Origin of the sequence: Segeticoccus rhizosphaerae, from assembly GCF_009192725.1 — a bacterium.
Lineage (GTDB): Bacteria > Actinomycetota > Actinomycetes > Actinomycetales > Dermatophilaceae > Segeticoccus > Segeticoccus rhizosphaerae.
This window is the reverse complement of sequence record NZ_VOHR01000007.1, coordinates 13,728-37,005: the sequence shown is the minus strand read 5'-3', so window position 1 is coordinate 37,005 and position 23,278 is coordinate 13,728. Positions and strand designations below refer to the sequence as shown.

General features: G+C 67.8%; 38 protein-coding genes and 1 riboswitch. Of the genes, 6 read left to right on the top strand and 32 right to left on the bottom strand.

The window, feature by feature from the left end; translation table 11 throughout:
* Positions 1–127 precede the first annotated feature (127 nt).
* The 26 genes from FRW57_RS01560 to FRW57_RS01455 all read right to left on the bottom strand — a co-directional run bounded on the left by FRW57_RS01560 (position 128) and on the right by FRW57_RS01455 (position 12,657).
* Positions 128–322 (bottom strand): hypothetical protein, encoded by a 195-nt coding sequence (locus tag FRW57_RS01560; protein WP_152185117.1) that lies wholly within the window; start codon positions 320–322, stop codon positions 128–130.
* Positions 319–930: a hypothetical protein gene (locus tag FRW57_RS01555; RefSeq protein ID WP_152185116.1), complete on the bottom strand. Its 612-nt coding sequence runs from the start codon at positions 928–930 to the stop codon at positions 319–321. Before FRW57_RS01555 ends, FRW57_RS01560 begins: the two co-directional genes overlap by 4 nt.
* The gene (locus FRW57_RS01550) at positions 930–1,169 is read right to left on the bottom strand and encodes a hypothetical protein (protein WP_152185115.1); all 240 of its coding nucleotides are present in this window, start codon (positions 1,167–1,169) and stop codon (positions 930–932) included. The genes FRW57_RS01555 and FRW57_RS01550 overlap by 1 nt, the downstream gene beginning before the upstream one ends.
* Positions 1,166–1,531 carry a hypothetical protein gene (locus FRW57_RS01545; protein ID WP_203230172.1) on the bottom strand — a complete coding sequence of 122 codons (366 nt, stop codon included), beginning with the start codon at positions 1,529–1,531 and terminating at the stop codon, positions 1,166–1,168. Before FRW57_RS01545 ends, FRW57_RS01550 begins: the two co-directional genes overlap by 4 nt.
* Positions 1,532–1,683: 152 nt before the next feature.
* Positions 1,684–2,220 carry a hypothetical protein gene (locus FRW57_RS01540; protein WP_203230171.1) on the bottom strand — a complete coding sequence of 179 codons (537 nt, stop codon included), beginning with the start codon at positions 2,218–2,220 and terminating at the stop codon, positions 1,684–1,686.
* Positions 2,221–2,492: 272 nt separating this feature from the next.
* Entirely contained in the window at positions 2,493–3,911 is a 1,419-nt protein-coding gene (locus FRW57_RS01535) for an AAA family ATPase (RefSeq protein ID WP_152185113.1), read from the bottom strand.
* 79 nt (positions 3,912–3,990) lie between these two features.
* The gene (locus FRW57_RS01530) at positions 3,991–4,797 is read right to left on the bottom strand and encodes a DUF2303 family protein (RefSeq protein WP_152185112.1); all 807 of its coding nucleotides are present in this window, start codon (positions 4,795–4,797) and stop codon (positions 3,991–3,993) included.
* Between the two features lie 3 nt (positions 4,798–4,800).
* The gene (locus FRW57_RS22910; RefSeq protein WP_162529221.1) at positions 4,801–4,977 is read right to left on the bottom strand and encodes a hypothetical protein; all 177 of its coding nucleotides are present in this window, start codon (positions 4,975–4,977) and stop codon (positions 4,801–4,803) included.
* On the bottom strand, positions 4,977–5,351 hold the full coding sequence (locus FRW57_RS01525) for a hypothetical protein (protein ID WP_152185111.1): 375 nt from the start codon (positions 5,349–5,351) through the stop codon (positions 4,977–4,979). Before FRW57_RS01525 ends, FRW57_RS22910 begins: the two co-directional genes overlap by 1 nt.
* Positions 5,348–5,503 carry a hypothetical protein gene (locus FRW57_RS22905; protein WP_162529220.1) on the bottom strand — a complete coding sequence of 52 codons (156 nt, stop codon included), beginning with the start codon at positions 5,501–5,503 and terminating at the stop codon, positions 5,348–5,350. Before FRW57_RS22905 ends, FRW57_RS01525 begins: the two co-directional genes overlap by 4 nt.
* Before the next feature lie 331 nt (positions 5,504–5,834).
* Entirely contained in the window at positions 5,835–6,911 is a 1,077-nt protein-coding gene (locus FRW57_RS24715) for a helix-turn-helix domain containing protein (RefSeq protein ID WP_152185110.1), read from the bottom strand.
* Positions 6,908–7,162: a hypothetical protein gene (locus FRW57_RS01515; RefSeq protein WP_152185109.1), complete on the bottom strand. Its 255-nt coding sequence runs from the start codon at positions 7,160–7,162 to the stop codon at positions 6,908–6,910. The genes FRW57_RS24715 and FRW57_RS01515 overlap by 4 nt, the downstream gene beginning before the upstream one ends.
* On the bottom strand, positions 7,159–7,947 hold the full coding sequence (locus FRW57_RS01510; protein WP_152185108.1) for an exonuclease domain-containing protein: 789 nt from the start codon (positions 7,945–7,947) through the stop codon (positions 7,159–7,161). Before FRW57_RS01510 ends, FRW57_RS01515 begins: the two co-directional genes overlap by 4 nt.
* A complete protein-coding gene (locus tag FRW57_RS01505) occupies positions 7,944–8,303 on the bottom strand; it encodes a hypothetical protein (protein WP_152185107.1) in 360 nt (119 codons plus the stop codon). The genes FRW57_RS01510 and FRW57_RS01505 overlap by 4 nt, the downstream gene beginning before the upstream one ends.
* Positions 8,300–8,458, bottom strand: coding sequence for a hypothetical protein (locus tag FRW57_RS22900; RefSeq protein WP_162529219.1), 159 nt, complete (start codon positions 8,456–8,458; stop codon positions 8,300–8,302). Before FRW57_RS22900 ends, FRW57_RS01505 begins: the two co-directional genes overlap by 4 nt.
* The gene (locus FRW57_RS01500; RefSeq protein ID WP_152185106.1) at positions 8,458–9,333 is read right to left on the bottom strand and encodes a recombinase RecT; all 876 of its coding nucleotides are present in this window, start codon (positions 9,331–9,333) and stop codon (positions 8,458–8,460) included. The genes FRW57_RS22900 and FRW57_RS01500 overlap by 1 nt, the downstream gene beginning before the upstream one ends.
* 5 nt (positions 9,334–9,338) lie before the next feature.
* On the bottom strand, positions 9,339–10,223 hold the full coding sequence (locus FRW57_RS01495; protein WP_162529218.1) for a YqaJ viral recombinase family nuclease: 885 nt from the start codon (positions 10,221–10,223) through the stop codon (positions 9,339–9,341).
* The gene (locus FRW57_RS22895) at positions 10,220–10,414 is read right to left on the bottom strand and encodes a hypothetical protein (protein ID WP_162529217.1); all 195 of its coding nucleotides are present in this window, start codon (positions 10,412–10,414) and stop codon (positions 10,220–10,222) included. Before FRW57_RS22895 ends, FRW57_RS01495 begins: the two co-directional genes overlap by 4 nt.
* Positions 10,411–10,683: a hypothetical protein gene (locus FRW57_RS01490; RefSeq protein WP_152185104.1), complete on the bottom strand. Its 273-nt coding sequence runs from the start codon at positions 10,681–10,683 to the stop codon at positions 10,411–10,413. The genes FRW57_RS22895 and FRW57_RS01490 overlap by 4 nt, the downstream gene beginning before the upstream one ends.
* Positions 10,680–10,961: a hypothetical protein gene (locus FRW57_RS01485; RefSeq protein WP_152185103.1), complete on the bottom strand. Its 282-nt coding sequence runs from the start codon at positions 10,959–10,961 to the stop codon at positions 10,680–10,682. The genes FRW57_RS01490 and FRW57_RS01485 overlap by 4 nt, the downstream gene beginning before the upstream one ends.
* A complete protein-coding gene (locus FRW57_RS01480) occupies positions 10,958–11,158 on the bottom strand; it encodes a YegP family protein (protein ID WP_162529216.1) in 201 nt (66 codons plus the stop codon). The genes FRW57_RS01485 and FRW57_RS01480 overlap by 4 nt, the downstream gene beginning before the upstream one ends.
* Positions 11,155–11,469: a hypothetical protein gene (locus FRW57_RS01475; protein WP_152185101.1), complete on the bottom strand. Its 315-nt coding sequence runs from the start codon at positions 11,467–11,469 to the stop codon at positions 11,155–11,157. The genes FRW57_RS01480 and FRW57_RS01475 overlap by 4 nt, the downstream gene beginning before the upstream one ends.
* Entirely contained in the window at positions 11,466–11,831 is a 366-nt protein-coding gene (locus tag FRW57_RS01470) for a hypothetical protein (protein WP_152185100.1), read from the bottom strand. The genes FRW57_RS01475 and FRW57_RS01470 overlap by 4 nt, the downstream gene beginning before the upstream one ends.
* Complete coding sequence (locus FRW57_RS01465) at positions 11,828–12,067, bottom strand: hypothetical protein (protein WP_152185099.1); 240 nt, start codon at positions 12,065–12,067, stop codon at positions 11,828–11,830. The genes FRW57_RS01470 and FRW57_RS01465 overlap by 4 nt, the downstream gene beginning before the upstream one ends.
* A gap of 156 nt (positions 12,068–12,223) precedes the next feature.
* Positions 12,224–12,421 (bottom strand): hypothetical protein, encoded by a 198-nt coding sequence (locus FRW57_RS01460; RefSeq protein WP_152185098.1) that lies wholly within the window; start codon positions 12,419–12,421, stop codon positions 12,224–12,226.
* Complete coding sequence (locus FRW57_RS01455) at positions 12,418–12,657, bottom strand: helix-turn-helix domain-containing protein (RefSeq protein WP_152185097.1); 240 nt, start codon at positions 12,655–12,657, stop codon at positions 12,418–12,420. Before FRW57_RS01455 ends, FRW57_RS01460 begins: the two co-directional genes overlap by 4 nt.
* A gap of 170 nt (positions 12,658–12,827) precedes the next feature.
* Here FRW57_RS01455 and FRW57_RS01450 point away from each other — a divergent pair, with 170 nt between their 5' ends.
* Positions 12,828–13,229 carry a hypothetical protein gene (locus FRW57_RS01450; RefSeq protein WP_152185096.1) on the top strand — a complete coding sequence of 134 codons (402 nt, stop codon included), beginning with the start codon at positions 12,828–12,830 and terminating at the stop codon, positions 13,227–13,229.
* 252 nt (positions 13,230–13,481) lie between these two features.
* Here the strand turns inward: FRW57_RS01450 and FRW57_RS01445 are convergent, their stop codons facing one another.
* On the bottom strand, positions 13,482–14,702 hold the full coding sequence (locus FRW57_RS01445; RefSeq protein ID WP_152185095.1) for a tyrosine-type recombinase/integrase: 1,221 nt from the start codon (positions 14,700–14,702) through the stop codon (positions 13,482–13,484).
* 288 nt (positions 14,703–14,990) lie between these two features.
* On the opposite strand from FRW57_RS01445, the gene FRW57_RS01440 reads away from it, so the two are divergent.
* Complete coding sequence (locus FRW57_RS01440) at positions 14,991–15,539, top strand: GNAT family N-acetyltransferase (RefSeq protein WP_152185094.1); 549 nt, start codon at positions 14,991–14,993, stop codon at positions 15,537–15,539.
* A 243-nt stretch (positions 15,540–15,782) separates the two neighbouring features.
* Entirely contained in the window at positions 15,783–16,292 is a 510-nt protein-coding gene (locus FRW57_RS01435) for a GNAT family N-acetyltransferase (RefSeq protein ID WP_152185093.1), read from the top strand.
* A 50-nt stretch (positions 16,293–16,342) separates the two neighbouring features.
* On the opposite strand, the gene FRW57_RS01430 is transcribed toward FRW57_RS01435, so the two are convergent.
* Complete coding sequence (locus tag FRW57_RS01430) at positions 16,343–16,900, bottom strand: MarR family winged helix-turn-helix transcriptional regulator (protein ID WP_152185092.1); 558 nt, start codon at positions 16,898–16,900, stop codon at positions 16,343–16,345.
* Positions 16,901–17,004: 104 nt separating this feature from the next.
* On the opposite strand from FRW57_RS01430, the gene FRW57_RS01425 reads away from it, so the two are divergent.
* The 3 genes from FRW57_RS01425 to FRW57_RS01415 all read left to right on the top strand — a co-directional run bounded on the left by FRW57_RS01425 (position 17,005) and on the right by FRW57_RS01415 (position 19,372).
* Positions 17,005–17,580, top strand: coding sequence for an NADPH-dependent F420 reductase (locus FRW57_RS01425; protein WP_137123288.1), 576 nt, complete (start codon positions 17,005–17,007; stop codon positions 17,578–17,580).
* 116 nt (positions 17,581–17,696) lie between these two features.
* Positions 17,697–18,227 carry a VOC family protein gene (locus FRW57_RS01420; RefSeq protein ID WP_152185091.1) on the top strand — a complete coding sequence of 177 codons (531 nt, stop codon included), beginning with the start codon at positions 17,697–17,699 and terminating at the stop codon, positions 18,225–18,227.
* Positions 18,224–19,372, top strand: a complete 1,149-nt coding sequence (locus tag FRW57_RS01415) for a luciferase domain-containing protein (RefSeq protein WP_152185090.1) — start codon at positions 18,224–18,226, stop codon at positions 19,370–19,372. The genes FRW57_RS01420 and FRW57_RS01415 overlap by 4 nt, the downstream gene beginning before the upstream one ends.
* Before the next feature lie 193 nt (positions 19,373–19,565).
* Here the strand turns inward: FRW57_RS01415 and FRW57_RS01410 are convergent, their stop codons facing one another.
* The 4 genes from FRW57_RS01410 to FRW57_RS01400 all read right to left on the bottom strand — a co-directional run bounded on the left by FRW57_RS01410 (position 19,566) and on the right by FRW57_RS01400 (position 22,990).
* The gene (locus tag FRW57_RS01410) at positions 19,566–20,018 is read right to left on the bottom strand and encodes a class I SAM-dependent methyltransferase (RefSeq protein WP_162529215.1); all 453 of its coding nucleotides are present in this window, start codon (positions 20,016–20,018) and stop codon (positions 19,566–19,568) included.
* A 148-nt stretch (positions 20,019–20,166) separates the two neighbouring features.
* Complete coding sequence (locus FRW57_RS24710) at positions 20,167–20,295, bottom strand: hypothetical protein (protein ID WP_274381646.1); 129 nt, start codon at positions 20,293–20,295, stop codon at positions 20,167–20,169.
* Positions 20,292–21,992 (bottom strand): ribonucleoside-diphosphate reductase subunit alpha, encoded by a 1,701-nt coding sequence (locus FRW57_RS01405; protein ID WP_152185088.1) that lies wholly within the window; start codon positions 21,990–21,992, stop codon positions 20,292–20,294. Before FRW57_RS01405 ends, FRW57_RS24710 begins: the two co-directional genes overlap by 4 nt.
* Complete coding sequence (locus tag FRW57_RS01400) at positions 21,992–22,990, bottom strand: ribonucleotide-diphosphate reductase subunit beta (protein ID WP_152185087.1); 999 nt, start codon at positions 22,988–22,990, stop codon at positions 21,992–21,994. Before FRW57_RS01400 ends, FRW57_RS01405 begins: the two co-directional genes overlap by 1 nt.
* A 105-nt stretch (positions 22,991–23,095) precedes the next feature.
* Positions 23,096–23,237, bottom strand: a riboswitch (cobalamin riboswitch).
* Positions 23,238–23,278 lie beyond the last annotated feature (41 nt).

Sequence of the window (23,278 nt, the reverse complement as noted above, 5' to 3'; positions counted from 1 at the left end):
TCTGTGGTGCGCTGCCACGGCGGGTCGCCGAGGCGCGGGCCGGCCGCGGCGTGGGGGGCGGCTTCGACGATGCGGCCGCCTTCGGCGACGTACTCGGGGGGCGCGGAGTGGATCCAGTACCGGTCGGTCACCTGGTCTCCTCGATCTGGGCTCGCACGTTCGCCGCGGCGCGGTCGAGTGCGGCGAGGGCGGCAGCGTGGTCGTGCAGGTCGAAGGACAGTTCGACGGTGACGCCGGGGGTGGCGCGTCGGGGGCCGCAGAGTTGGGAGTCTTCGATGCGGGGCTCGTCGTAGCGGGCGGTGACGGTGGGCGGGGTGGTCATGAGGTTTCCTCCTGGGTGGGATTGCCGAGGGCCCGCAGTTCGCGGGGCACGACTTCCCCGACGAGCTGCTGTTGGGCGGGGGTGAGGTTGAGGGCGTCGAGGATGCGGCGGACGGCGAGGGCGACGAGGGTGCCTTGCTGTTCGGCGAGACGGAGCCGGCGTTCGTCGACGCCGGCCTTCAACGCGGCGGCGGCGTATTTGGCGAGCCGGTCGGAGGCGTCTTTCAGCATGCGGTAGGCGATGTGCTCGGCGGCCTCGGTCGTCTGCAGGTTGGTGGGTTGGCCTTTTTCTTGGCCGGATTCGACCTTGGTGATGAGGTTGCCGGCGATGTCTTCGGGGTCGAGGTCGCGGACTTGTTGGCGCCAGTAGTCGACTTCGCCGGCGGTCCAGTGGACGAGTTCGAGGAGGGCGTCGGCGGGGTGGATGTCGCGGCGTGCGGCGAACAGGGTGACGGCCTGCGCGGCGGCTTGCTGTTCGAGGCGACGTTTCGCGGCTGCTTTCGCCGCAGTGGTGGAGGAGCCGTGGACGTGGCAGGTGGTGGCGCCGAGTGAGGCGGGGCGTTTGCATTGCTGGCCGGAGCGTTTTGATCGGGCGGTGCATTGGGCCATCAGGGGGTCTCCTGGTCGAGGATGTTGGCGATGGCCAGCAGCACCTCAGGTGACAGAGCGAACGCAGCGAACGGGGCGGGCTGGAATCCGCCGTCGATGACGCGGCCCGCCTCGCACATGCGCATGTCGTCGGGCGCGGCGGGATTGTCGAGGACGACGATGCGGTCGCCCGTGGCCTCGCGGGTCGTGACCCAAACGTTGGTGCCGGCGCTGGTGGTGATCAGGTCGGTGGTGTTCACGCGTCACGCTCCTTCGCGTGCGCGCGGCGTTTCCGCACTTCGTCCGGGAGGTCGCTCCCGTCAAGAGCACGGCGGACGTCGTGCGCCCAGCAGCCGGAGCAGTCGTCCACGCCATCGCAGTCGTCACGGTGTGGCCATTCGGAGCCGTCGTCGCTCGCGTAGGTGAGCGCCCGCACCCGCTCGACCGCAGCCGCGGCCCTCTCGGCGCGGCGCTTCCAGTCGTCGGCGACCGCCTGCGCGTGCAGAAGTCGCACATTCATCGTCTCGACGTGCTCCGAGTGGACGGCCCAAGCGGTCCGTGCGGACTCCAGCGCCTCGTCCCGTTCGGCCTCCACGTCCGCGCACAACCGCCGAGACGGCACCGGAGGATCAAACCGGCGCGGATCCAACACGGGCGCCAACGACTGACTGTCCGGGTGCAGACACGCATGCCCCGAGTGATCCACGGCACCGTCGTGCTGGCCATCGTTGAACGTGGCGTGCAGCGCCGGGTGAGTCATCGGCCGCCTGCCGCTCACGACGCCACCACCGATCCAAGAGGCGCCGCAGCCGGCGAGGTGTCCATGAGGTCGGCGGCGTAGACGGCCAGGGCGTAGGCCTGCCACACGTCGGCGCGGAAGCCGTGGAACCAGCCGGGGGCGGCTTTGGTGCCCTTGCCGTGATTGGGCTGGCCGGGGGCGAAGCGGTCGACGAGGGCTTGGATGACGTTGGGGTCTTTGGCCTTGGTGGTGCCGCAGATGTGGGCCTTGATGGTGGGCCGCAGGACCGTGGTGGGCTGGGGCGGGGCGTAGGTGGCCACGCGGATGGCTTCGGTGAACCGGCCGATCCAGACGCAGGTGTCGAAGACGGTCTTGCCGGCCGGCATGCCGGTGCCGTAGTGGCCGATCATCTCGATATATGCGCCGTCGCAGTCCTGGAAGTTTCCGGCGAAGATTGCTCGGCGTAGTTCGTGGTTGTCGGCTTTGTCGTATGCGAGGGGCTTGCAGTTGGTGGTGTCGATTACGACGTATGCGGATTCTTCGTTGCCGGGGTCGATGGCGAGTAGTCGCATGGTGGTTCCTTTCTGGGGGGATGGGGAGGTGCCTGGGTGGCGGCCCTCGCGCGCGGGCGTGCGCGTGCGGGCGCGGGTACGCGCGCACGCCCCGTAGGGGTGGGCCATGGGCCACCCGTTCTGACCTGCGGTTTTGTCCTGTCGGCCCACGTTCTCGGGGTGATGGTTTGGGCCACCTGGCGTTTGTGCAGGTGAGGGGGTGGCCCATGGGGTTTGGGCCACCGTGGGCCGGGGGGTGTTTAGGGTTGGGCGTGGGCCACCCTGGGCCAGCCTCATGAGTCGTGCTCCAGGTCGCGCCAGAAGCCGAGTGCTGCGACCTCGGCGGAGTGTTCGGCGAGGATTCTTTGTACGGTCGAGCGGGATATCTTGGTGGTATCCGCGATTTGCCTTTCTGATAGTTTCTCGGGCGCATTCTGGATAGCGGTCTTGATGGATAGCCAGCGTTGTTCTGCGAGATTCATTACGGGCATCCACGGCCATTCGCCGCCTCTTTCGAGGTGGCCGGGGAATTGTCTTTCGTCGCGCATTCCTCGCCAGTGGGTGAGGTCGCCGTCCTCGGACAGGTGGATGCCGAACTCGGGCCAGCGCATCCACCCGGACCAGCCGTAGGGCTCTTTGGGCCGGTGCTTGGGGTTGCCGCCGGTGTTGCCTTTGGCGGAGTGGGCTTCGAGGACGATGGTGAGGTCGTCGTAGCGGGCGCGGATGGCGTCGATGGCCATGGCGACTGGTTTGGCGTCTTCTTCGCGTGTGGGGTCGCCGCTGCCGAGCTTGTAGATGGGGCCGGTGACCAGGAGGTCGGGCTGGTGGTGGGCGATGAGGGCGTCGAGCCAGGCGCGGTCGGCGGGGTCGGACAGGTTGAGGCCGTCGACCTTGCATTCGATGAGGAGGTTGGCGGGGTCGAGGTTCTTGGCCTGTAGTCGTAGGGGGCGGAGCTTGCGCCGGGACTGGCGTTTGCTGTTCTCGAGGTCGAGGAGGAAGACCTTGACGGGGTCGGTGGGTTCGAGGGTGAAGGGGTGTATGCCGGCGGCTGCTTGGGTGCACCACTGGCGTAGGAGGGTGCTCTTGCCGTGGCCTTCGCCGGCGGTGAGGATGAGCCGGTCGCCGCGCTCGAGGAAGCCGGGGATGAGCCAGGCGTAGGCGTCGTCGTCTTCGGCGAGGAAGTCGTCGATGTTAGTGCCGATGTGGGGGGTGGAGCCTGCGCCGCGCATGAGCTGTTCTTGCTCGAGGTGCTCGCGGAAGATGGTGGGGGCGTCTTCGGGGTGTGCGAGGGCGCGGGTGGCTGCGGTGATGTTGCGGCGGGTGGTTTGGAGTGTGACGAGTTCGTCGGCGTAGTAGATGGCGTTGGCGGGGAGGCGGGCGTCGCCGTAGAGGGCGGCGAGCCAGGCGCTGGTTTGTCCGCCGGAGGCTCTGCGTAGTTCGGGGCGGTGTTCTTTGCGGCGTTCGAGTTCGTCGCTGATGGTGATGGGGTCGGTGGGTTTGCCTTGGACGTGGAGGGTGAGGAGGGCGGCCCAGGTGATTTCGTGGGCGATGGTGTAGAAGCTGGCTGCGGTGAGGCCGGTGGCGCGGATGTCGTCGATGCAGTCGGGGCGGGCCATGGCGGTGCCGATGACCCAGCGTTCGTATTCGTCGTTGTGGGGCGGGATGAGCGCGCCGTCGGGGTCGACGGCGTGGAGGTGGGGCCGCTCCGACATCCGGGCTCCTGTTTGGGGTGGCTGTGCCGCCTGCTGGTCGTCGTTGCCGCAGGCGGGTGGTGCGGGTGTCGCGTTGCGGTCAGGTGGTGGCCCACACGTCGCGGCCGGTGGCCGCGGTGACGTCTGAGGTGACGTCGTCGAACGCGGCTTGGAGGACGTCGCCGGGGCGGGTGAGGCGGTAGCCGAGGCGCAGCTGGCCGTCGTGGATGCGGTACCGGAATCGGGCGGTGATCTTGTAGGGGTCGCCGATCTGGTCGTAGACGCGGACGCCGATGGTGAAGGTGTCGGGGATGGCGAGCTGACCCTTCTTCCCGGCCGAGGCGGTTTGTTGTTCGGCGTAGTTGAGCTGGGTTTCGCCGGACTTGACGCGCTGGGAGGAGGCGAAGTCGACCTTGGTGGTGGCTTGGAAGGTCTGGGCGAGCTCGAGCATGTCGGCGGCGGAGGGGAGCGCGAAGTTGGGCAGGTGGTCTTCGATGAATTCGGCGAACTCGAGCTGCCCGGTGAGTTTGCCGTCTGCTGCGATCCACTGTTTCCAGTCGTCGCTGTGGCGCAGCTGGAGGGTGAGGGTGTGGTCTTCGTGGTCGGGGACGGCTGAGCCGTGGCCGTTGATGACGGCGGTGATGGTGCCGCTGTCGCGAGAGCCCCACACCTCGGTCTGCTCGAGGCCGTGCTTGGCGAGGTAGCCGGCGAAGGCTTCGGGGATGGTGACGGTGTAGCGCCCGGTCTTGCGGTCGGGGAGGGCGGACTGCTCGTCGTGGAGCTGCTCGCGGATGTCGATGACCTTGGCGGTCTTGCCGGACCAGTAGATGCCGGGGTAGAGCTCTTGCGCGCCGACGGCTTCCTGCGCGGTCTCGATGAGGTCGTAGTTCTCGGTGTTCTCGGGCATGGGTCAGTCCTTCTTGGTGGCGGTCTTGATGGTGAGGACGGTGGTCCCGCCCTTCGGGTAGTGCTGGACGTTGGCGACGTAGCGGTTGCCGTCGGTGATAACGATGTAGTCGTCGGTGATGACCTTGGACTCGGTCTCGCCGGTGTCGATGTCCTGGCAGGTGACTCGGGTGCCGGGCATCAGGCTTCTGTCCCGGTGACTTCGCCGGTCTCGGGGTCGACTCCGGGCGGTGGCGGGACTTCGCGGAGGGAGTCGAAGGCCAGCTGGTCGGGGTCGTTGCGGGTGAGGTTGCCGTCCTTGCCGACGAACCAGACGCCGGCGGGCCGGTCGTGTTCGGGGAGGGAGATCTTGATCTTGTCGCCGACGATGACCATGCGGTCGTCTTTCTTCATGGGTTCGACGGTGACGGTGAGTTGGACGGTGCCTTTCTTTCCGGTGTCTTTGACGCGGGCGATGAGGGTGTGGAGGGCGTCGGAGAGCTCGTCGTGGGTTCGGCCGCGGCCGTGTTCGCGGAGGAAGTCGGCGAAGGGGCGGGCGTGTGGGGTGTCGGTCATGCTGGTGTCTCCTGGTTGTTGTTGGCGTTGGCGCGGTGGTGTTCGGCGTCGTGGTGGGCCATGTCCTTCCAGTGGTTGGGGAGCTGGGTGGGGCAGTGGTCGCATTTGGCTTGCCGGTCTCGGGGTTGGGTGCGGTCGATGGTGTAGGTCATTCGGTGGCCTCGGTTCCGTGTTGGATGGATTGGCGGGCGTGGTCGTAGAGGTGCACGGCGGCCACGGGGACGCCTTGGACTTGGGGCGTGGACCGGCAGACGGGGCAGGCGTGGTCGCGGTCGTGGCGGTTGACGCAGTGGGCGCAGTTGGCGACGTCGCTGCGGCCGGTGTGGGGGTCCGTGTGGAGGAGCGATGCGACGAGGCATTGGGTGGAGCACCACCAGCGGTCGGGTGGGGCGTGTCGGCCGGCGGTGTGGGTTTTGATCCAGCCGGATTTGGGGTGTCCGGACCCGTATTGGGGCTGCCCGCAGGTGGCAGGGTCGGCGCAGGTCATGCCGCCGACCCCCGGGAGAGGTCGTTGCGGTGGATGAGGTCGAGCAGGTCGCGGCGGCCGGCGCGGTCGAGGTTGGTGGTGACGGTGTCCCACGAGGTGTGCAGGTGGTGAAGCAGTTCCGCCTTGCCGTAGGAGTGGACGGTCACGAGGAATTCGACGTCGTCGGCGTGGACCTTGCGGTAGCTGGCGGTGGTGTCGTGTTCGCCGAGGTCGGGGGTCGCGTTGGGGTCGTCGATCGTGTCGTCGTCCCACGCGAGGGGTCCGACCCAGCCGTTGCGGCGGGCGGCGCGCAGGGCGTTGGCGCGGGCGATCTTGGCGAACTTCTCCCGCGGCTGGGGCGGCTTGTTCCACAGCTGGTCGTAGAGCATGGCGACCTTGCGGGCGGTGGCGACGGTGACGTGGGTTCGGCGGGTGCCGTGGATGAGGGCGTACATGTTTCCGCGCTCGATGCCGAGGCGGCGGCCGAGTTCGGACTGTGACCAGCCGATGGCGGTGAGTGCCTGCAGGCGGCGCCTGGTGCCGGTGCCGTCGATGAACGCGCCGTGGGCGAGGTCGAGTTCGACGGCGAGGATCTTGGCTTCGGTGGCGGGGCGGATCCTCTTGGAGGGCGGCATGTTGCGTGCCCGGTCGCCGTAGACGAGTTTCCAGACGATGGACTCGGAGAGTCCGGCGGCGCGGGCGACGCGTTTCCAGCCCATGCCTTGGGCGCCGAGGCGGAGGACGTGGGCGCGGGCGTGGCCGGCGGGCACGTAGGGCTGCCAGCGGCCGTAGGCGTCTTGCTTCAACCTCTCGCGCTCGTAGGCTGCTGCGGCGTCGCGGCATTCGCGGCAGCGGCACTTGTCGACGACGTAGGCGACGTGGGTGCCGTGTTGGTGGCGGGCGATGGGGCAGTGGCATTCGCGTTTGGTGCCGGACGAGGTCTTGCGGGCGGCGACCCGCGCGGCGCGTTCGGCGATCTTCCGCTGCCGGTCGCAGGAGTGGCGCCTGATGCCGTACGAGGCTTGTGCTTCGGACCGTGAGGGGCTGGTGGTGTAGCCGCAGGTGGGGCAGCTGGCGGTGTAGGTGGTGCTCATTTCCCCTCCCGGCGGTGTTGCTCGCGGTGCCAGCGGGCTTGCTCTTCGGCGGCGGCCTTGACGATGGCGGGCCCGTGGGTCCATCCGCACCAGGTGCAGGGGCCGGCGGTGTAGCGGGTCTCCCATTTGCCGGGAGCGACGCGGTCGTCCGTGTCTGTCTGGATGACGAGGTGACCGGTCGGGTCGCGGTGGGTCCAGACGCGGTCGGCGTCCCTGACCGGTACGGCCAGGCGGGGCTTCGTGGTGGTCATGCGGCTTCCTCGATGGCGGGTAGGGCGGCCGCGTCCCAGTCGACGGGCAGCGCGATGACGGGCCAGTTGCGGGACACGTCGTCGGGCTTGCCCTGCTTGATGAGCCACGCCCCGAACGACGCGGCCTGCTCGGCCTTCCAGCCGATCTGTTCGGCGTGCAGCTGCCGCAGCGGCATGTCGAGGCCGGGGTACTTGCGGGCGAGAGCCCACGCGAGGCGGCCGGCGGCGAGCGCGTCGGCTTCCGCGCCGTGCGCCTCCTCCTCGGTGAGGGTGATGCCGTGGACGCGGCAGGTGTCGATGAGGCGGCGGGAGCCGCACTCGGCCGGGTTGGGGCGCCGGCGGGTGGGTTCCTTGGGGCGGTAGGGGTCGGCCCAACGGTCGATGACCATGGTGTCGATGACGGGCTGTATGCCGACGACGGCGTTTCCGAGGGCGGTGTGGCCGTGGCGGTGGAGCTCGCGGTGCAGGATGGTCAGGTCGTAGACGATGTTGTGGCCGACGATGGGGATGCGGCGGGCGACTGCGTCGACGAGGGTCTGCGTGATGGTGGCGACGGCTTCGGCCGGGTCGGCGCCGTGTGCTTGGGCGTGGTCGTTGGTGACGCCGTGCACGTCGGTCGCGGCCTGGGGGATCGGGATGCCGGGGTTGATGAGCCAGGTGTGGGTTTGGGTGGCTTGGCCGCCGCCGACGAAGAGGATGGCGGCGGTGACGATGCGGTCGTGGTCGACGTCGACGCCGGTTGTTTCGGTGTCGAAGAGGGCCATTCGGTCGAGGTGCCAGCTCATGCCAGCCTCCTCGGCAGGGCGGCGCGACGGACGATCTGGCAGCCGGTGCACATGCAGCCTTCGCTGTCGCCGTCGCCGTAGGTGGGGTGTCCTAAGAGGACTGAGTCGACGACCTGGCGGACCATGGCGTCGTTCTGGCGACGCTCCTGCCGGTCTTCGGCGAACTCGGCTTCGCGGCAGTCGCACGCGACGTGATGGTCGGTGCATGCCTGGTAGCGCGGGTCGAGCGTGTTGGCCGGAGGCGTGTAGGCGACCTTGGGGCGGCGGGCCATGTTCTCCCCGAACGACAGGGCATGGTCGTAGCCGCCGCCGCCGAAGACGACGACATCCAAGGGGCCGACGAGTTCGGTGGTCATGAGATCTCTTCCAGCGGGACCCACGCCTCGGAGTGGCATGCCCTGCAGGTGAGCAGCGCCTTGGTGACGCCCCGGGCGACGTGCACGTCGGGGCCCGGGCAGTCGAGGGTGTGGGTGAGGAACGTGCCGTCGCTCAGGACTTGGTCGCCTGCCATCAGGTCCACGGCTCCTCGGGCGCGTCCTGCACGGGCACGTCCTCGGCGAACGCCTGCTCGGGCTCGTCGATCAGCTCGCCGCTGACCTCGCCGGTCTGGGTGTCGACGCCGGCGGGCGGTGCCTCGAGCTCGGCGTGCCGCTGCTGCTGCCGCAGCTCGGTGCCGGTGCGTTCGTCGGCGTCGATGGCCTGGGCGAACGTGGACGACTTGGGCAGCATCTTCACCAGCTGCCGCAGGACGGTCTTGCGTTCCATCCAGTGCTGCGGGTCGGGAATGTTCCCCGAGCTGCCGACCTTCCCGCCGCGCAGGGCCTTGACCTCGTTGGGGGAGAGGACGACGAACGCTGTGGCGCCGGAGTTGAGGGAAGCGACGGCGTAGTAGGCGATGATGTCGCCGCGGTCGCCGATCGCGGGCTTGTGCCGCAGGTAGGGGGCGGTGCCGTACTCGTAGTCGAACTTGTCGTTGGCGTGGACGGCTTGGGCGTCGAGGTGCTTGGCCATCGGGTGCTGGTAGAAGAGCTTGGCCATGCCCTGGTAGCCGACGATCAGGGTGCATTCGCCCTTGTAGGGGACGAGGTAGGCCTCGCCGCCGACGCCGGGTTCGAGGCCGAGGGATGAGGCGGTGAGCAGCGCGCCGGCGAACGACTCGACGGTGCAGTTGGCGAGTGACATGCCGGGCTTGCCGGCCTTCATCGCCTCCATGTGGGACTTGCGGACGAGGGTGAGGGCGAGCCGGGCGACCCGGTCGCCGTCGAGGCCCTTGGGCAGTGCCCGCTGGATCTCGGGGGTGAGGGCGTGGATGTAGGTGGCGAGGTTGGCGACCTGCTCGCGTCCTCGCTGGTCACGTTCTGCGACGGCGTTGCTGATGTTTCCCATGGCGACTATCGCCTTTCTTGTGTGAGGCCGCGGGATGCGACCAGGAATGGGGTGCCTTCTCCGCGGGCTTGGCGGGTGGCGTAGTGGTCGTCGCCGCACATGGCGCGGCGCGCGTTGCCCATCGCGTCGATGACGCGGGCGGAGGCGTGCTTCTTGGCTCGGGCCGCGGCGCCGTACTGGGTGACGGCGGCGGCGTAGTCGGCGGCCAGCTGCGGGTCGAGCTGGTGGTCGGTGCCGTCGATGTCGGGGTGCAGCTGGCGGACGGCCTCGTAGGTCTGGTCGTGGTCGTCGATGTCGGGCGCGTCGCCGGCCTCAAGGGACGCGAGGAACTCGAGGGCCTGCTTGCGCAGGTAGGCGGCGTCCTCGGCGTCGTAGTGGACGACGTACTCGCGGAACTCGAGGTAGGACGTGAGGACGGCGACGTGGCAGACGTCGAGGCCGAACACGTCGAGTGCCCACTGCGCCTGGCACTGGTAGTAGACGGGGATCTCGTCGGTGCCGGGGGTGCCCCATTCCCAGTCGTTGGCTGCGGTCTTGACCTCGAGGAGCGCGACGGGCTTGCGGGCGCGTGGGGTGCGGACGACGAGCCGGTCGGGGGTGACGACCTGCCAGGGCCGGTCCTTGTGGTGCCAGGAGCCGGTGGTGCGCAGCCCGAGCTCGGGGCGCTGGTCGTGCCACCACTTCGCGATGACGGGTTCGAGGTAGTGGCCGCGGCGTTTCTGGGCGTCGTCGGGCTGCGGGTCGATGCGGCCGGCCATGCGCTGCCAGAGGGAGTATCGGGATTCCCATGGGGAGAGGCCGAGCATCGCGGAGACCTTGCTGGCGGACATGACCTTGAGCCAGTCGGGGTCTCCGGGCAGGAGTTTGGGGATGGGGACGGCGGTGGTCATTGGATTTCGCCGCCGGTGAAGTCGCGGCAGTCCTCGCAGCCGGGGCAGGCCCAGATGTGGGCGCGTTGCGCTTCGGTGTGGTCGCGTTCTTCGGCGACCATTTCGCGGACGCCGAGGCAGCCGCGGTAGTCGGGGTAGTTCCCGGGCCATGAGGGGATGGGGCGGGTTTTGGGCAGGTGGCTGGTGTTCATGGCTGGTTCCCGGTGGTGTGTGCGTGTGCGTGGCAATAGCGGGCTCCGTTGATGCCGTAGGTGCCGGTCTCTTGGCAGCGGCTGCCGGTCGCGTTGGTGCCGACGCATTGGGTGGTGTTGGTGAAGGTGCTGGCTTCGACGGGTGGGGGCTGGTTGTTGCGGTTGGCCCAGGCGAGCGCGAGTTTCACGGCGGCGCAGGCGATGAGTATGAGCGCGAGGGTGAGGGCGAGGCCGGTGTTGGTGAGCCGGTCGACGTCGCCGGTCGTCATGACTGGCCGCCGATCACGCGGACGATGCGCCACGCCTGCTCGCGCGTGTAGGGGTCGCCACAATGTCCACAAAGGACTCCGTTCTTGCCCGCCGCGACCCAACACCCGGCACAGAGCATCGCCACGAGTCCTTCCCCGTGGCAGAACGAGGACTGTCGGATCACGAACACGGCTGGCCCGTCCCCGAACTTCGAGTGGTTGCCGATTTCGCAGGGTGTCTCGTGGTTGAAGTCGAGCGCCTCGAGGATCTGCTCGTCGGTGCGCGTGTCGGTGCTCATGACGCCGCCTCGCGGATGGGTTCGTCGGAGAGGTGGGCGTTCATGGCGGCCCGGAGCACGCCGGTGCAGGCCCGCTTCGCGTTGCTCTTGGTCGAGTAGCCCTCGGACTGCGCGACGATCAGCTGGTTGCTGGCAATGAGCCGCCACCGCCACCCGTCGGCGGAGGGGAAGATCTCGAACCGTGCCCGGCGCTTCATGCGACTCGCCTCCGGTCGCGGCATTGGGTGGAGCACCAGCGGTCCCAGTCGGCGGGGACACGGTTCTGCCAGTGGTACTCGGTGTCGTCGTAGGTGGCGGCGCCGGTGATGACGGTTTGGCAGGTCGAACAGCGGTGCAGGATGCCGGCGTCGGCGAGGCGTTCGTCGCGGGCAGCGACCCAGGCAGCGAGGCCGGATGCGATGAGGGTGGGGTGGATGTGTTCGCGCAGGAGGTGCTTGGCTTCGTCGAGGAGGTCGCGCTCTTCGGCCATGACCTGGTGCCAGACTCGGGCGCCTTCGAGGGTGGTCATGACTGGCTCGCCTTCGCTGCGTTCGTGATCCACGCCTTCCGGGTGGCCGTGGGGAAGTCGGCCCGGTCCCCGGACGGGTGCAGGTCGCCCGCGTTGAGCAGGCACCGCAGCTGGTTGGACAGGACCCGGGCCTGCTCGCGGGACAGGGCCGCGGTGAGGAGTTCCCGGACGTCGTCCTCGGCCTTGGCCGCCTTGTCGGCGGCGATCTCCCGGAGAGGTTCGGGGGAGAGGCGGTGCTCGTCGAGGGCGGTGGTGGCGAGGCGCCAGTCGATGAGCGCGTCGAGGAGCTCGTCGTACGAGACGGGCGGCAGGGTGGTGACGGTGATGCCACCGTCGGCGTGGGGGCGGGCGTAGTCGGTCATGCCGTCACGGCCTGGATGCTGTCGGTGAGGACAACCGCCGGGGCGAACGCGGGGCCCCACTTGCTGTTGGCAACGTCAAGGTCGGGGCGGCGCACAAAGATGCGGGTGCAGTTGTCGCCCCAGTCCTCGCGCCGCGAGTCGGCCTCGTAGTCGTGGCGGCCAGTGAGTGGGTTCCCGTCACGGTCTCGCCCGGCGGGAACGGCGGTGATGTGGGTGGTGCTGGTCTGAGCGTCCATGTGGGACACTTCCTTTCGAGTGGTGAGCGCCGTTGATTCCTTGGACCGGAGGCGGCGCTCGCTGCTATTTGGTGGTGCTGTAGGTGCGCAGCAGGAGCCGCGTCATCCAGGCGAGGGTGGCGACGGAGCCGACGGCGGCCCCGCCCCAGAACGCGTTCACGCGTCCGCCAGAGACTCAGCCCAGGCGGTGAGGGCGGTGTGAGTGATGAGGTACTTCTTGCCGGTGCGTTTGGCCTGCAGCGGCGGTGGGAACGCGTCAGGCTTGGTGGCCTTGATCGCGCGCCGGATGGTGTCCTCGGACTGCGAGACCGCCACGGCGGCGGTCTTGATGTCGTAGAGGATGCGGTCGTTCATGCGGCGCTTCCCGCCTTCTCGATGTGGCGGGCGATCGCGTCGGCTGCAGCGCGGTACAGCTGCGGGGTCATGACGCGTTCGCCGTTCTCCACTCGCGCGAGGTGGCCGTGCGAGATGCTGCTGCCAGCGGCAGTCATCTCTGCGGCGAGAGCACGAATGGAAAGGCCAGCACCCTCACGAAGGGCAGCAAGCATCACACCTGATGGGGCATCGTGTGACGTTCGTGTGGTGGACATGTGATGAACGTACGCTGTCGCGGCGACACTGTCAACGAAATATCGCAGGTTCGTCACAGGTTCGTGATCTTCGCATCTGGGACTAGTTGCGACGAACTAGTTACGGTGTCGCGGAAAGTGCTATAGCGTGGCGCCGTCACTCATCTGGGGGACACGAAAGGAACTACGCCATGAGCAATGACGACCGTCCGGCCGACCCGGACCAGCAGCGCCGCGAGACGTTCGCGACCCTGTATGAGGACGCTCGTCACCGGGCCGGCTTGTCTGCCGCGAAGGTGCACAAGCTGACTGGCCTGTCGCAGACCGTGCTCACGAAAGTGAGGCGGGCAGAGCCGGTGTCGGAGGAGACGTACGCGCGGCTCCGCGCGGCGTTGGACATCCCGGCGATGGCGCAGTCGGAGTACGGCCAGTCGATCGACAAGGACATTGCCCTGGCGCAGGAGATCGTCGGTCAGTTCCTGGCGGCCCGCCCGACGCTCGAGGAGCGTGCGGAGGCGGCCCGGTACCTGATCCGGTGTGCTGTGGCGTTCGTGGCGAAACGTCCCACGAACCCCCCACCCCCCATCACTTGAATGTCACGCTCGTGTCACATTCCGACGTCACACTTTGCTCCTGTCGGGGTTGATGGTTAACGTCCGCAGTACGTGCCTTGGGGGATTCCCACTGCGGTTGGGCGCGGCGGATTCCTGCGAGACCTATGGGGCTTTTTCATGCTCGGATGCACCCTGCTCTATTCGGACCCACGCAAGGCTGCGGCCGTCCACGCGATGGTGGTCGACGCGCTGGGCGGACCGTGCATGTGCGAGCAGGGACGACGGTGCCCGCTACTGCCCGGCCTCGAGCCCCAGCCGGTGAGCGACTCCCTCGAGGGCAAGACGGACCTGGTCGCGTGACGTGTGCATGTAGCCGCGGCTCGTGACGATCGAGGAGTGGCCGAGGATGTCGGTGATGACCTTGGCGTCGACTCCGAGCTCGAGCAGCAGCGTCGCGGCCGTGTGCCGGGCCTCGTGCAGCAGGTAGCGGCGGCCGCGGGTCCCGTCGACCCGGGCGACCTGAGCGGCGTCCTGCAGCTGGTGCCAGGCGGTGCGGTCGAGCTTGTCGGTCATGGGCCGGCCGTCGGCGCGTGGCCAGACCAGGTCGTGGGGGGAGGCGGGGCAGGCTCGGCGCCACTGGTCGAGGGCGGTGGCCATCCACGGCACGAGCGGGATGACGCGCCACGCGTTCCTGGTCTTAGGGCGCACCAGGTGGAGCGCGCCGGTCAGGCGGCGGGCCTCGTAGCCGTCGGGGATGAGGAACGTGCCGGCGGCCCGGTTGAGGTAGGGGAGCGCCTGCAGCTGCCAGGAGATGGTGAGCAGCTGCCGGCCCTGGTCGACGGCGGCCCACGTGAGGCCGAGGCATTCGCCTTGCCGCATGCCTTGGAGGAACGCGGCGGCCCAGCGGGACCCGTCGGGCCGGGTGGAGGCGACCTCGAGGAGGGCGAGGGCGTCGGAGAGGGGTATGGCGTCGCGGTCGCTGGTGGCTTTGCCGGGTGGCTTGGTGAGCATGACGCGTTGGGGGATGGTGTGGCCTTCGGCGATGGCGGCTCGCAGGAGGCGCAGGAGCACGCCGTGGGCGTATTTGGCGGTGGTGGTGGACCGTCCGGCTTTGCGGATCTCGTCGGAGAGGGCGCGCACGTCGCCGGGGGTGAGGTCTTCGAGGCGGCGGTGGCCGATGGTGGGGATGATCCAGCGGGCGACGATGCTGGCGTCGGTGGCGTAGGACTTGGGGCGTACGGAGCGGGAGTGTTGGACGAGCCATTGGCCGGCCCAGGACTTGACGGTGGCGCGGGCGGTGCCGGCGGCGGGGAGGCCTTCGGCGGCGATTTCGCGTTGTTTCTTCTTGAGCTTGACCTTGGCTTCGGCTTCCGTTTTGGCGGAGACGGTGATACGGCGGCGGGTGCCGTTGATGTTCCAGCCGGCTTCGAGTCGGCCGATCCAGCGTCCGTCGCTCTTGCGTTGGAAGACGGATCCGGTGCCGTACTGGCGGCGGCGGTCGGCTGGCGTCAAGGATTCTCAACTTTCTTGGTCGTGTACCCATCTCTGAACCCATGTGTAGCGTATGCTGTGCGTATGAACACAGACAAAAACTGCAGGTCAGAGGCTCTCGGCACCCTTCCTACGGTACCCGTTTCTTTGACTACGGATCAGAAGGTTAGGGGTTCGAATCCCTTCGGGCGCGCTCTGTGTTGAGACAGACGACCAGGCCCCTGACCAGCAGCGATGCGGTCGGGGGCCACGTCGTTGCCCTCGCGTGAGGCTCCCGGACGGGTCCGCTGACGCTGGCACAATGCGGGCATGTCCCCCGTGCCCGCCCTAAACACCTTGGAGACCGATCGGCTCGTCCTTCGGCCTCGCCGGGTGGACGAGGCTGCCATCTACCGGCAGTTGTGGACCGAGCGGGATCCCCGGGTGCCGCCGCACCGCAGGATTGATCCCGAGGGCCGACCGACCGTGGAGGACGTCGCCGCGCAGGTGCGCGCGGAGCGAGCGGCGCCGGGGCCAGGGATCTTGGCGGTCGAGCGGAAGGAGGCGGCTGACGTCATCGGATACTGCGGGGTGGTCTTTCATGGCAGCGGGTCGCCGGACGAACCTGAGCTTGCCTACGAGCTGCTGCGCGAAGCTCAAGGCCGCGGTTACGCGACCGAGGCAGGGCGGGCCGTTGTCACCTGGGTGGGAGAGGCGGGCTACCCGCGGTTGTGGGCGACGGTCTGGGCCTGGAACGTCGCGTCGAGGCGGGTCCTGGAGAAACTCGGATTCCGCGAGACGGGCTCGGTAGAAGAGACGGGCTCGGTAGAACCGGACGATTGCCATGGAAACAACCTGCTCACCGTACGGGAGTTCTGAAGATGTCCGAGAACCAGCAGCGGTGCGGCCTACCACCGCTACCACGTGCCGGTCTCCGGTGAGCGCACACGCCCGAGGTCGGTCGTAAGCCAATCCCTAGGCAAGCCGGGCCGGTCACCGGCAAACATGACCGTATGCCGCGGCGGGACGGTGTGTTGGCCTGGACGGTAAACGAGTAGAGCGAGGGCTCAGTCTTCGCTTGAATTGGGCCACGCCGACCCATGATGACGACAGGATCATCTCGTGAAGAACTACCCGCTGCTCGACCTCGCAGTGAGCTCTCCCGCTGTCGAGCTGCGTTTCGCGACCGACGACCTCCTCGACGAGCTGGCCGAGGTGGTTCGCGCAGGGAAGACCCACGCGCAGCCTGCCCCGTACGACGACCCGATGTCGTTCTACGAGGAGGATCCGGGTGTCCGCGTTGCCCGCTGGTTGCGAGCCATCTGGCGTCGCCGCGGCATGGTCGACGAGCACATGTGGCGGCTCTACTTCATCGCCGTCGTCGAGGGGAAGGCCGTCGGCTTGGGAGCCAGCGAGGCAGGCAGTGACGCGTTCGTCGACAACGAGCCCTCCAACGCCGTCTCGCGCACGCTGGGCTACGAACCCAACGGGACGGACTGGGCGACACGGCAAGGCGAGCGAGCCCAGCTCCAACGGTGGAAGCTCACCCGTCAGGTATGGCAGGCCAGTCGCCGCGACGACATCCTGATCCACGGGATCGAAGCAGCAAGAACGCTCCTTCCCCTGGGGTGAGGGCGCCCTCCTTCAGTCGGGCCGACGGAAGTCGGTGAGGTCCGGAAGCTTCACGAGACGGCGCGACGCGTACGCCGCGATGCCCCCGACATCCGTGCAGCAGATCCACCGTTGTTGCCCGTCTTCTCCGGGTCATACAGCGCGGTCATCAGGCGGTCGGGGTCCAGCCGGGTCAGCAATGCCTCGCCGATGCCACGCAACTGCTCGAGCTGCTCAGGTGTGAGCGGGTCGAGGATGTACCGGCGGACGGTGGTGACATGGCCGGGAGCAGCGGCGACGACGGCGTCCCACCCTTCGTCGGTGAGCCGCGCGTTGGTGGCACGGCGGTCCTCGGGACACGGCAGACGTTCCACCAGCCCTCGGTCCTCGAGGCGACGTACCACATGGGAGAGCCGCGGCAGCGTGGCGTTGGTGCGCTGAGCCAGCGAGGTCATCCGCAAGGTGTGCTCCGGCGCCTCCGAGAGCATCGCGAGCACGAAGTACTCGAAGTGCGTCAATCCCGCCTGAGCGCGCAGCTGCGCGTCCAGTAGGCCAGGCAGCAGCTCCACTACCGCCACCAGCCGCAACCACGCAGCGCGCTCGCGCTCGTCGAGCCATTGAGTCTCCATGGGCCAAGTCTAGCCCGTTAGTTGACGGAACAACCAAAGCGTGTAGAGTGTTAGTTGAAACAACAACTATTTCGCACTCCACACCTCACTCCCAGGAGCACTTCATGACGAACCTCTCCATTCTCGGCACCGGCAACATGGGCCAGGCGATCGCAGCCGTCGCCGCGAAGGGCGGCCACTCCGTCCAGCAGCTCGGCGAGAACGACACCAACACCCCTGTCACAGGCGACATCGTCGTCCTGGCCGTTCCCTACCCGGCCATCAGCGACGTTCTCGCCAAGCGGGGCGACCAGTTCGCTGGCAAGATCATCGTCGACATCACCAACCCGCTGAACTTCGAGACCTTCGACTCCCTCGTCGTCCCTGCCGACAGCTCTGCAGCGGCCGAGATCGCCGCGGCGCTGCCGCAGTCGCGAGTCCTGAAGGCGTTCAACACCACGTTCGCGGGGACGCTCGCGGCCGGCACGGTCGGCCCGCTCACCACCACGGTGCTGATTGCCGGCGACGACGCTGACGCGAAGGCCACCCTGGCCGACGTCGTGACCTCCGGCGGGCTCAACGCCATGGACGCCGGCGCGCTGAAGCGTGCCCGCGAGCTCGAGGCGGCTGGCTTCCTCCAGCTCACCCTCGCCGCGGCCGAGAAGGTCTCTTGGACCGGTGGGTTCGGCGTCATCGCCTGACGTTTCGCCAGCCCCAGCGCCGCGACCGCGTCGTCCACACGGCCGCCTGAGCACCGGCCACCGAAGCCACGCCACCGGCGACCTCATCCCGCACGCTGCTGAAGGAGTCACTCATCATGTCGTTCTCACCGGTCCGTCTCAACCACGCGGTGTTGTTCGTCGCCGACCTCGAACGTGCTGAGAGCTTCTACACCAGCGTGTTCGGGATGCAGGTCGTCGTCCGGGAGCCCCGCGCCAACGCGGCGTTCCTGCGGCTGCCCCGTTCAGGGAACCACCACGACCTCGGCCTGTTCGGGGTCGGTTCGTCCGCGCCGCCGAAGCGCCGCGGCGGGATCGGGCTGTACCACCTGGCCTGGCAGCTCGACACCGTCGAGGAGCTCGCCGCCGCCCGGCAGTCGCTGGTCGAGGCCGGCGCCTACACCGGGGAGTCCAGCCATGGCGCCACCAAGAGCGTCTACGGCGCCGACCCTGACGGCAACGAGTTCGAGATCATGTGGATGCTGCCGCGGCAAGCGTGGGGCGCGTACGAGAACGCCGCCCCCATCGACGCCCTCAACCTCGACGCCGAGCTCGCCCGCTGGTCGGGGGTCCGCACCGCCGGCCGCATCGGGCTCGAGGCCGAGACAACCGAGGGAGTCACGTCGTGACCGTCTTCGCCGAACCGGTGGTGGTGTGGGCCGCTCCCAATGACCCGGCTCAGCCGTTGGTCGTGCTGCTGCACGGACGGGGCTCTGACGAGGCCGGAATCATCGGCCTCGCCGCCCACCTGCCGACCGGGCCGTCATACGCCGCAGTCCGGGCGCCCATCGCGGAGGGCGGGGGCTACGCGTGGTTTGCCAACCGCGGCATCGGTCGCCCGGTCGCGGAGTCGCTGGCCGAGACGATGGCGTGGTTCCGGTCTTGGATCGACGAGGTCGCCCCGGCTGGTCGGCCGGTGGTCCTGGTCGGATTCAGTGGGGGCGCCGCGTTCGCCGGTGGGCTGGTGCTCGACGACCCTCGGCGGTTCGCCGCCGCGGCGATCCTGTACGGCACGCTGCCGTTCGACGTCGGCGTCCCGGTGACACCGGCCCGGTTGTGCGGCGTGCCGGTGTTTGTCGCCCAGGGCGAGGCCGACACCGTGATCTCCCGTGAGCTGTTGGGCCGCACCTGGTCCTACCTGCTGGGCGAGTCCGGCGCGCCGCCGTACGCCCGACGCGACCCGGGCGGCCACGGCATCACCGCCCGGACCGTCGCTGAGCTCGGCGGATGGATCGGCGAGCGCCTGGAGTTCCTCTCCCGCCGTAGCCCGCTGGACCCCGGTCCTACCGCATGGTCGCACCTGCCGCATGGAGCGCTCCCGAGCCGGGCTGGCGTCCGACCGGAGGTGTCGTGGACGATCCCGCAGGAGCAGCGCACCGACAACAGCCCACCCGCGCTCCAAGAGCGGTTGTGGGAGCGAATCACCGAGCTGCCCGGGGTCTCCACACGCCAGTCGGCGATCTCGGTGCCTGGCGCGCGGGGGTTCATGGTCGCCCGCGGGACCGGTGTGCCCCCGGATGCGTTCCTGGTGCCTCGAGCCGGGGAGTTTGCCCACCTCCACCCCGGCCACGACGGGTCGCTGCACCTGGCGCTTCCGCCGGTGCTCTCCGCCGACGCCATCGCACGAGGATGGGCCGTGGCGCACCCGCTGGCGGGCATCCGGCTGGCCCGCGGCATGGTGATGATCTACGGCCCCTGCGACGAGACAGAGCTCGACGTCGTCGCCGGCATCGTGGCCACCAGCCACGCCTACGCCACCGGCACGCTGACCTGACCCCACGCGCGGCGGCAGGCTCTCCAACACCAAGCTACTCAACTGACGCTGCTCTAGCGGCCCAGCCGAAGCATCGCCCCGTTGCGGATCGGCCCACGGGACTGGAGGGGCCAAAGGTTGTGCGCTCGGTGGCACGCAGCTGAGCGGGTGGGCCGTTGCGCCCGAGGAGTCGGAGAACTCATGGCCGCGGTGATCAATGTGCGCGGCTGGCGCGGTAGTAGGCCAGGGGTGCGATGGGCTTGGTGAGTTGAGCGATCTGTGCTGGCTCGCGCAGTCCTGCCTCGCGCATCAGCGTCGGGATGCGATCTTCCCAGTTGTCTTTCAGCTTGTGGCTGCGGCGTGCGATGCGGGCCAGCCCGTGCAGGTGTTGGCTGTTGCCACCGAAGTCGACGAGATGTAGCGACCCCCCGGAGCGCAGCACGCGGAGCATCTCGCGCAACGCCTTCACGCGAGTCGTGACGTCGAGGTGGTGGAACATCAGGGCGGACAGCACGCGGTCGAAGCTGGCTTCTGGATAGGGCAGTTGGTCGGCGAAGCCGCGATCGAGCTGGAGGTCCAGCCCGATGCGGCGCGCTTTGCGCGCGGCGCGCGCGAGGGGCGGGCTGAGCAGTGCGGCGCCCCAGCGCAAGCGACTTGGAAAAACCAAGTACTTATGGTTGGAAATACCAAGCAAACTTGGGAGGCCAAATGCCTGACATGCCCGGTACATCTGGGCGTCTGACCGGACGGACGACCTCACCACACCCGGGATGACCGAGCACACCACCGGCCCCGGTTGCCGTTCGACGACCGGCTCACCCCTCGCAGGCGGCGCAGTCGACGCCGTTCTCGATGGCGCAGATTGCTGCCGGGGTCCAGTCGTCCCAGGTCAGGCCGTCCAGTGCGTCCGTGTCGATGTCCGCGGTGGTGGTGTCCTCATTCATGATGCTGTTCCCTTCTGCTTGCTAGCTTGGATACCGGCGCGCGAGCGGAGGTAGTAGAGGCTCTTGATGTTGGGGTCGAGTAGAGCCTTCTTGTGGATCTTGCTGATGTACTGCGGGGAGGCATCGGCCTGGAAGAACAGGTTGAGTGACTGCGACTGGTCGATGAAGACCTGCCGGTCGGCGGCACGGTCGAGCAGGATCTCCTGGTCGATCTCATAGGCGGTCTTGAAGACGTCCTTCTCCTGGTCGTCGAGCCAGTCGACGTGCTGCACGGAGCCGCCGTGGTTGACGATGTCGTCGATGTGGCTCTGGCCGTAGAGACCGCGGTCCTTCATGAGCTCGACAAGGTTCTGGTTCGCCCGGGGCATCTCGCCCGCTGAGGTGGTCTGGTTCCACACGTTGGCCACGTAGGGCTCGATGCCCTGGCTGGTGCCGCCCACGATCACCGCCGTGCTCATCGTGGGAGCGATCGCCATCAGGTGGGAGTTGCGTCGGCCTACACACCACGGCGGCACGCCGGCCTTTTCGCCCATCCATCGCGATGCGGCGTCGGCACGGGCGTGGATGTGCTCGAAGATGTCCTTGTTGAGCGCGGCCGCCCTGTCGGACTCGAACCCGATCCGCTGCTTCTGCAGGTAGTCGTGGTAGCCCATGACCCCGAGACCGAGGCTGCGGGCCTTCTCGGTGTAGCGCACCGCGCGCTCCAGTCCGCGGATGGTACGGGCCTTGCGCAGGAACGCCTCGGCGACGGCGTCGAGGAAGACGCATGCGACGTACGCGGTGTCCCGTTCCTTCCATTCGTCGTATGTCGAGAGGTTCAGCGAGGAGAGTACGCAGGTGTAGGAGTGCTCCTCGTCACTGAACAGCGTGATCTCCGAGCAGAGGTTCGACGCCTTGTTCTTCAGGCCGTTGGTCTTGTAGGACTCGGTCTGCATCTCGTTGACCGTGTCGACCTTCCAGATGTAACCCTTGCCGAGCACGACGCGGATCTTCAGGACGCGCTGGTACCGCTCCAGGGCGTCCTTGTCGCCGGCGAGCATGCGGTCGATGAAGGCCTGGCTGAAGATCCAGCCGACGTTCCTGTTGGCCGGCTCGCGGAAGATCAGGTCGGCGAGCTCGAAGAAGTCGGGATGGTCCACCGGCAGGTAGCCCGCCCAGGAGCCTCGGCGGGTCGCGCCTTGGCTGATCTGGTTGGTCATCTCGACGAAGTTGCAGAAGACCGGGACGACGCCGTTGGCCCTGCCATTGTCGGAGAACTTCGCGCCGCGGGGGCGGATGTCGCCGAGGTAGGCCGAGGTGCCGAATCCGTTTTGGGACAGGATCGCAGCCTCCTTGAGGGTGTCGTAGAAGCCCCAGACGGAGTCCTCGACATAGGAGCCCTCGCACGAGACCGGCAGACCGCGGTTGGTGCCGAGGTTGGCCAGGACCGGGGTCGATGGGGAAAGCCAGCCGTTCCAGATGGCCTCGAAGAAGAGCTCGGTCCAGGACCTGCCGTTCTCCCGGGCATACAGCCCGTCGGCCAGCTTGCCTGCGGTCGCGGCGATCGTCTCGTAACGCTCGCGGACGCTCTGCCCGGCGACTGTGTACTTCGCCTTGAACATGGCATAGCCGGCGGTGGTCATGAAGCCCGGCACGGTGCCCTGCGCCTGCAGCGCCTTACGCTCCGAGGAGAGCGTCTCCCAGTTGTTGTCAGCCATCAGAACTCGAACTCCGTCTCTCCGATGGTGCGGTTGTACTCGTTGCCGGTGACCTGGAAGAAGTCGTGGAACTGCGTGCCGTTGATGCCGTTGTAGAACCATTCGGCGATGGGGTTCGACTCGATCTCGAACAACGGCTCCATCCGCATGTTTCCCAGCGTCATGTTGACCCGGGACTTCACGAAGGCCTCCAGGTCGGCCTGCTCGATGCCGGGGATCGGCCCGTGCGCGAAGAGCATCTCCACGATGCGGGCCTCGTGGGCGTAGAGGCACTCGGCGACCTTGCGGACCCGGGCGAACAGGTCGTCGCGCTCGGCCTCGAACTTGTCACGCGAGACTGTGGCCTCGTACTCGCCAAGGGTGGTGTTGAAGAGCCAGGCGCCGCCGGTGGCGTGCAGGTTCTCGTCACGAGCAGAGAAGTTGATGCCGCTGATGACGTTCTGAACCAGGTTCTTGCCACCGGACTGGAAGTGTTTGAGGAAGGCGAAGTTGGAGTAGAGGACACAGTTCTCCATCAGCGTGAACACGCTGAGTGCATACAGCAGGTCCTCCTCGCCGATGGCATCCCACACGAACTGGATACGGTCGGCCAGCACCGGGTCGTTCTTGTAGGAGTCGTAGAACTCCTCGGTGTCGATCATCAGCGTCTTGTTCAGCTTCGAGTAGAACGGCGCGTGCATGTTCAACTCTGCGAACGAGAAGGCGTTGGTCATCATCTGGATCTCGGGCCGTGGGAACGCATGGAAAATGCGGTCGCCCCACACCTCGCCACCGAGGATCAGCTCGTAGATGGTGAACAGCTTCAAGGTCGTCTTGACCGCCGCCTGCTCAGCGGGGGTCATGTTGACCAAGAAGTCCTGCTTGTCGTTCTCGACCGGTATCTCCTCAGCGGTCCAGAAGATGCTGCGCTGCTTCTTCGCCAGGTCTTCGGCCATGGTGTAGTCGAAGACGTAGGCGGACTTCTCGGTTCGGATCGGGAGATCCGTGGTGTCGATCATGCCCTCTGTCCTCTCGTCAGTGGGGCGATGAGCGCATCCACGACAGGAGGAAGGAGCGACGACTCCATCGATCCTCTGACCTTCCCTCGAGGTCGCGGACCTCACCGATGACGGTGAGCACTGGCAGGTGTCGGACTCAGCGCTCCTGGAGCACTTACCGTTGCGGGGCAGTCCCGGATTCTCACCGGGTTCCCTCTTACGACGACGACTCTGGCTGAGTCGCCGAACCAGCTGCGAGCACCACTATATGCGGAAATCAAACCCATGCAACTACCTAGATGTAGTGGT

What these genes read in the sequence shown, in the direction of transcription:
- FRW57_RS01430 (WP_152185092.1), bottom strand. Translation starts at nt 16,900, where the DNA reads ATGGAGACTCAATGGCTCGACGAGCGCGAGCGCGCTGCGTGGTTGCGG.
- FRW57_RS01475 (WP_152185101.1), bottom strand. Translation starts at nt 11,469, where the DNA reads ATGACCACCCTCGAAGGCGCCCGAGTCTGGCACCAGGTCATGGCCGAA.
- FRW57_RS01485 (WP_152185103.1), bottom strand. Translation starts at nt 10,961, where the DNA reads ATGAGCACCGACACGCGCACCGACGAGCAGATCCTCGAGGCGCTCGAC.
- FRW57_RS01500 (WP_152185106.1), bottom strand. Translation starts at nt 9,333, where the DNA reads ATGGGAAACATCAGCAACGCCGTCGCAGAACGTGACCAGCGAGGACGC.
- FRW57_RS01400 (WP_152185087.1), bottom strand. Translation starts at nt 22,990, where the DNA reads ATGATCGACACCACGGATCTCCCGATCCGAACCGAGAAGTCCGCCTAC.
- FRW57_RS01515 (WP_152185109.1), bottom strand. Translation starts at nt 7,162, where the DNA reads ATGACCACCACGAAGCCCCGCCTGGCCGTACCGGTCAGGGACGCCGAC.
- FRW57_RS24710 (WP_274381646.1), bottom strand. Translation starts at nt 20,295, where the DNA reads ATGAATGAGGACACCACCACCGCGGACATCGACACGGACGCACTGGAC.
- FRW57_RS01505 (WP_152185107.1), bottom strand. Translation starts at nt 8,303, where the DNA reads ATGACCACCGAACTCGTCGGCCCCTTGGATGTCGTCGTCTTCGGCGGC.
- FRW57_RS22900 (WP_162529219.1), bottom strand. Translation starts at nt 8,458, where the DNA reads ATGGCAGGCGACCAAGTCCTGAGCGACGGCACGTTCCTCACCCACACC.
- FRW57_RS01555 (WP_152185116.1), bottom strand. Translation starts at nt 930, where the DNA reads ATGGCCCAATGCACCGCCCGATCAAAACGCTCCGGCCAGCAATGCAAA.
- FRW57_RS01455 (WP_152185097.1), bottom strand. Translation starts at nt 12,657, where the DNA reads ATGTCCACCACACGAACGTCACACGATGCCCCATCAGGTGTGATGCTT.
- FRW57_RS01440 (WP_152185094.1), top strand. Translation starts at nt 14,991, where the DNA reads ATGTCCCCCGTGCCCGCCCTAAACACCTTGGAGACCGATCGGCTCGTC.
- FRW57_RS24715 (WP_152185110.1), bottom strand. Translation starts at nt 6,911, where the DNA reads ATGAGCACCACCTACACCGCCAGCTGCCCCACCTGCGGCTACACCACC.
- FRW57_RS01480 (WP_162529216.1), bottom strand. Translation starts at nt 11,158, where the DNA reads ATGAAGCGCCGGGCACGGTTCGAGATCTTCCCCTCCGCCGACGGGTGG.
- FRW57_RS01525 (WP_152185111.1), bottom strand. Translation starts at nt 5,351, where the DNA reads ATGACCGACACCCCACACGCCCGCCCCTTCGCCGACTTCCTCCGCGAA.
- FRW57_RS01425 (WP_137123288.1), top strand. Translation starts at nt 17,005, where the DNA reads ATGACGAACCTCTCCATTCTCGGCACCGGCAACATGGGCCAGGCGATC.
- FRW57_RS01535 (WP_152185113.1), bottom strand. Translation starts at nt 3,911, where the DNA reads ATGTCGGAGCGGCCCCACCTCCACGCCGTCGACCCCGACGGCGCGCTC.
- FRW57_RS22910 (WP_162529221.1), bottom strand. Translation starts at nt 4,977, where the DNA reads ATGCCCGGCACCCGAGTCACCTGCCAGGACATCGACACCGGCGAGACC.
- FRW57_RS01420 (WP_152185091.1), top strand. Translation starts at nt 17,697, where the DNA reads ATGTCGTTCTCACCGGTCCGTCTCAACCACGCGGTGTTGTTCGTCGCC.
- FRW57_RS01530 (WP_152185112.1), bottom strand. Translation starts at nt 4,797, where the DNA reads ATGCCCGAGAACACCGAGAACTACGACCTCATCGAGACCGCGCAGGAA.
- FRW57_RS01540 (WP_203230171.1), bottom strand. Translation starts at nt 2,220, where the DNA reads ATGCGACTACTCGCCATCGACCCCGGCAACGAAGAATCCGCATACGTC.
- FRW57_RS01510 (WP_152185108.1), bottom strand. Translation starts at nt 7,947, where the DNA reads ATGAGCTGGCACCTCGACCGAATGGCCCTCTTCGACACCGAAACAACC.
- FRW57_RS01465 (WP_152185099.1), bottom strand. Translation starts at nt 12,067, where the DNA reads ATGGACGCTCAGACCAGCACCACCCACATCACCGCCGTTCCCGCCGGG.
- FRW57_RS01560 (WP_152185117.1), bottom strand. Translation starts at nt 322, where the DNA reads ATGACCACCCCGCCCACCGTCACCGCCCGCTACGACGAGCCCCGCATC.
- FRW57_RS01405 (WP_152185088.1), bottom strand. Translation starts at nt 21,992, where the DNA reads ATGGCTGACAACAACTGGGAGACGCTCTCCTCGGAGCGTAAGGCGCTG.
- FRW57_RS01470 (WP_152185100.1), bottom strand. Translation starts at nt 11,831, where the DNA reads ATGACCGACTACGCCCGCCCCCACGCCGACGGTGGCATCACCGTCACC.
- FRW57_RS01450 (WP_152185096.1), top strand. Translation starts at nt 12,828, where the DNA reads ATGAGCAATGACGACCGTCCGGCCGACCCGGACCAGCAGCGCCGCGAG.
- FRW57_RS01490 (WP_152185104.1), bottom strand. Translation starts at nt 10,683, where the DNA reads ATGACGACCGGCGACGTCGACCGGCTCACCAACACCGGCCTCGCCCTC.
- FRW57_RS01495 (WP_162529218.1), bottom strand. Translation starts at nt 10,223, where the DNA reads ATGACCACCGCCGTCCCCATCCCCAAACTCCTGCCCGGAGACCCCGAC.
- FRW57_RS01460 (WP_152185098.1), bottom strand. Translation starts at nt 12,421, where the DNA reads ATGAACGACCGCATCCTCTACGACATCAAGACCGCCGCCGTGGCGGTC.
- FRW57_RS22895 (WP_162529217.1), bottom strand. Translation starts at nt 10,414, where the DNA reads ATGAACACCAGCCACCTGCCCAAAACCCGCCCCATCCCCTCATGGCCC.
- FRW57_RS22905 (WP_162529220.1), bottom strand. Translation starts at nt 5,503, where the DNA reads ATGACCTACACCATCGACCGCACCCAACCCCGAGACCGGCAAGCCAAA.